General features: G+C 40.0%; 2 protein-coding genes. One reads left to right on the top strand and one right to left on the bottom strand.

Annotation, left to right across the window (positions count from 1 at the left end; all coding sequences use genetic code 11):
• Positions 1 to 216: 216 nt before the first annotated feature.
• Positions 217 to 1,563 (bottom strand): dicarboxylate/amino acid:cation symporter, encoded by a 1,347-nt coding sequence (locus tag ACPUEY_RS13975; RefSeq protein ID WP_425122451.1) that lies wholly within the window; start codon positions 1,561 to 1,563, stop codon positions 217 to 219.
• 436 nt (positions 1,564 to 1,999) lie between these two features.
• On the opposite strand from ACPUEY_RS13975, the gene ACPUEY_RS13970 reads away from it, so the two are divergent.
• Positions 2,000 to 3,004, top strand: a complete 1,005-nt coding sequence (locus ACPUEY_RS13970) for a glycosyl transferase family protein (protein WP_425122449.1) — start codon at positions 2,000 to 2,002, stop codon at positions 3,002 to 3,004.
• Positions 3,005 to 3,421 lie beyond the last annotated feature (417 nt).

The raw sequence follows: 3,421 nt of genomic DNA, 5'->3' as shown, positions 1-3,421 counted from the left end.
AGTGGTGCAGTTTAGCCAGACGTTCAAAATCTTGTCTTAAAATGGGTTTGAGTAATTGATGAAATACGGTATTCTGATGTGACAAAACCTGAGTCCTTTATAGTTAAAGTGCTTGTTTGCACTTATATTTTAACTATTTAGACTCAGGTTTTTTTATTTAAAGCAAACTATGGGACAGCAGTGAAGCCGAAGCTTCCTTTTTAGCATCAAAACCGATTAAGCATGGGTTTGATTCGTTTCATCCAGCATTTTCTGGTCAACCATTTCCGGGTTGTTTAATGCTGCATTTAATTGAACTGTATCTAATTGACCGACCCATTTCGCAACCACAATGGTCGCCAATGAGTTACCGACCAGATTGGTCAAGGCACGTGCTTCTGACATGAAGCGGTCAATACCCAGAATTAGGGCCAGACCAGCTACAGGAATATGCCCCACAGCAGACAATGTTGCCGCCATAACAATAAAGCCAGAACCTGTTACACCTGCTGCACCTTTAGAAGAAATTAACAACACTGCTAAAAGCGTAATTTCGTGAGCAAGATCAAGCTGAGTATTGGTTGCCTGTGCAATGAAGATTGCAGCCATGGTTAAATAAATGGAAGTACCATCCAGGTTAAATGAATAACCTGTAGGAATTACCAGACCAACAACCGATTTTTCACACCCGGCAATTTCCAGTTTCTTCAACATACGTGGAAGTACGGATTCAGAAGATGATGTACCCAGTACAATCAATAACTCTTCACGAATCATGCGGATCATTTTCAAAATACTGAAACCGCAGAAACGCGCGATACTCCCCAATACAATAAAGATGAACAGCAAACAGGTAATATAGAAACAGATGATGAGTTGAGCGAGCTGAGCCAGTGAACCAATACCATACTTACCAATTGTAAATGCCATCGCACCGAACGCACCGATCGGTGCAAGTTTCATGATCATGTTTACGATGTTAAAGAACACATGCGAAATTTGATCGATGAGTTTAAGGACGGGTTTACCTGCATCGCCCAATTTATGTAACGCAAAACCAAACAGCAATGCAAATAAAAGGACCTGAAGAATTTCACCTTCGGCAAAGGCACCCACCACCGTATTCGGGATGATATTCATAAAGAAATCAAGGGTCGATTGTGAAGCACCCGATTCCACATACTTGGTGATACCTGAAGTATCTAAAGATGCAGGATCAATGTTCATTCCTACACCCGGTTTGGCAATATTAATCACCAGCAAACCGATAATTAACGCCAGTGTTGAGACCACCTCAAAATAAAGCAGTGCAATACCACCTGTTTTACCCACAGATTTCATGCTTTCCATACCTGCGATACCGCTGACCACAGTACAGAAAATCACGGGGGCAATAATCATTTTGATCAGCTTGATGAAAGCGTCACCTAATGGTTTTAATTGCTCGCCCAAGCCGGGAACACTTTGCTTAACGCCATCCACGATTACAGATGAACTTGGGTAAAAATGCCCAACAATCACACCTAAAATAATGGCAACGACGACTTGAAAATACAGCGACTTATAGATTGGTTTCTTAGCCATAACATTACTTCTTCAGATATTTCCAAAACTAGAAATATTCAGTTTTAGCCTATTCTTACGAATACACTGCCCTTAATCTCCAGGCAATCACACCCAAGAAAATTAAAAGTATTCAGCGACCTAAGATACTGGAATATATAGAAATTTATAAAAAAGTGATTACCATCAGAACACCATTAAAATTTATCAAAAATTTAAATGGTTAAATTGGGAGATGATAAGAACAATTAAAAAATTATATCAATTGTTTAAATTTTACCTGATTTTTAAAAGCTTATGCAGGTGGCATTGTTAATTTTGGCTAAAATATCATCACAAATTATTAAACATTAGTCGAAGACCACTAAAACACTTTTATATAAATTAAGCTGAAATAATTTTTTTGCCTTTATAAAATAGCATTACACTTATTTTTATCGCCCAGAAAACTCAGCTTATGCAAACCAAAAGAAATATCTATAAAGACTTTGAACATCCTTTTGCACAATATGTCCGTATTATAGGCAAAGGAAAAAACGGTGCCCGTTCGCTGACTTTTGACGAAGCCTATCAGGCATTCAGCATGATCCTAAAAGATGAAGTGCTTGATGTGCAGTTGGGCGCTTTCCTGATGCTACTTCGTGTTAAAGAAGAATCTGTCGATGAACTGGCCGGTTTTGTCCAGGCCACCCGTGACCAGCTCAATTTCAGGACCCTGGATGTAGACTTGGACTGGTCAACTTATGCCGGCAAGCGTAAGCATTATCCCTGGTTCTTACTGGCAGCTCTTACCTTAGCCCAACATGGCTACAAGGTGGTCATGCATGGTGCGTCCGGACATACCATTAACCGCCTTTATACTGAACAGGTCCTGGAATATTTAAGCTATCCGATCTGCCAGAATGACAGCGATGTGGAACAGCAGTTACAGCAACGCAATTTTGCCTATCTGCCCTTGCAAGCAATTTCACCTATTTTGAGTGATTTGATCTCACTGCGGAATGTGATGGGTTTGCGTTCTCCCATCCATACCCTTGCCCGTTTAATTAATCCATTTAATGCCAAAGCCACCATGCAGGCGATTTTCCATCCTGCTTATCGTAGCTCTCACCAACAGGCAGCCTTTAAACTGGGCTATCGAAATAGTGCGGTAATTAAAGGTGAAGGCGGTGAATTTGAACGGAATCCGGATGCCAAAACCTTAATCTGCGGAATTAAAAATGGTGAGCTGTACGAGCATGAACTCCCTAAACTAACCGATAACCGTAGTCCTATTGAAGAAGAACTGGACTTGGCTGTATTTAAAGCCGTATGGGAAGGCAAACAGCATCATGAGTATGGTGAAGTTGCAGTAACGGAAACCATGGGAATTGCTTTATACACGATGGGAACATGTGCTTCTTATGAAGAGGCGATGTTAAAAGCCAAAGAGCTATGGCTAAATCGCCAGTCTAAAATCTGATTTGATGCAAAATAGATGATACGTGACAAAGCCATTCGCAATTGTTCGAGGCAAGACTTCATTTGATAAAAATGGTTCTGCGAAACATTCATCAAATGATAGTATGGAACGAGTTTTGCGATGAGAACACTTGAAACATGTTTCAAGTGTTCGCAAGGTGACTTTGGCCTTACGAAGTAATACTTCTCAGGGCTTATCCAAAGTAACAAGATGAGCTTCTATAAATTGAGGTTTATCGGTAAAACACCGTCGTACCTTTCAAAAAATTAAAATATAAAAAAGACACCGCAGTGTCTTTTTTATTACCTTAGATTCTCAAATGAAGTGCAACAGAGATTAAATTATTGGAAGGAAGCAAGATGAGCTAGCATTTTGCTTCCGACCGACCAAAGTCAAAGTTGCATCATGAACTACACT

Source organism: Acinetobacter sp. G11 (assembly GCF_049808495.1).
Classification (GTDB): domain Bacteria; phylum Pseudomonadota; class Gammaproteobacteria; order Pseudomonadales; family Moraxellaceae; genus Acinetobacter; species Acinetobacter kookii.
This window is presented reverse-complemented; position numbering and strand designations above follow the sequence as displayed.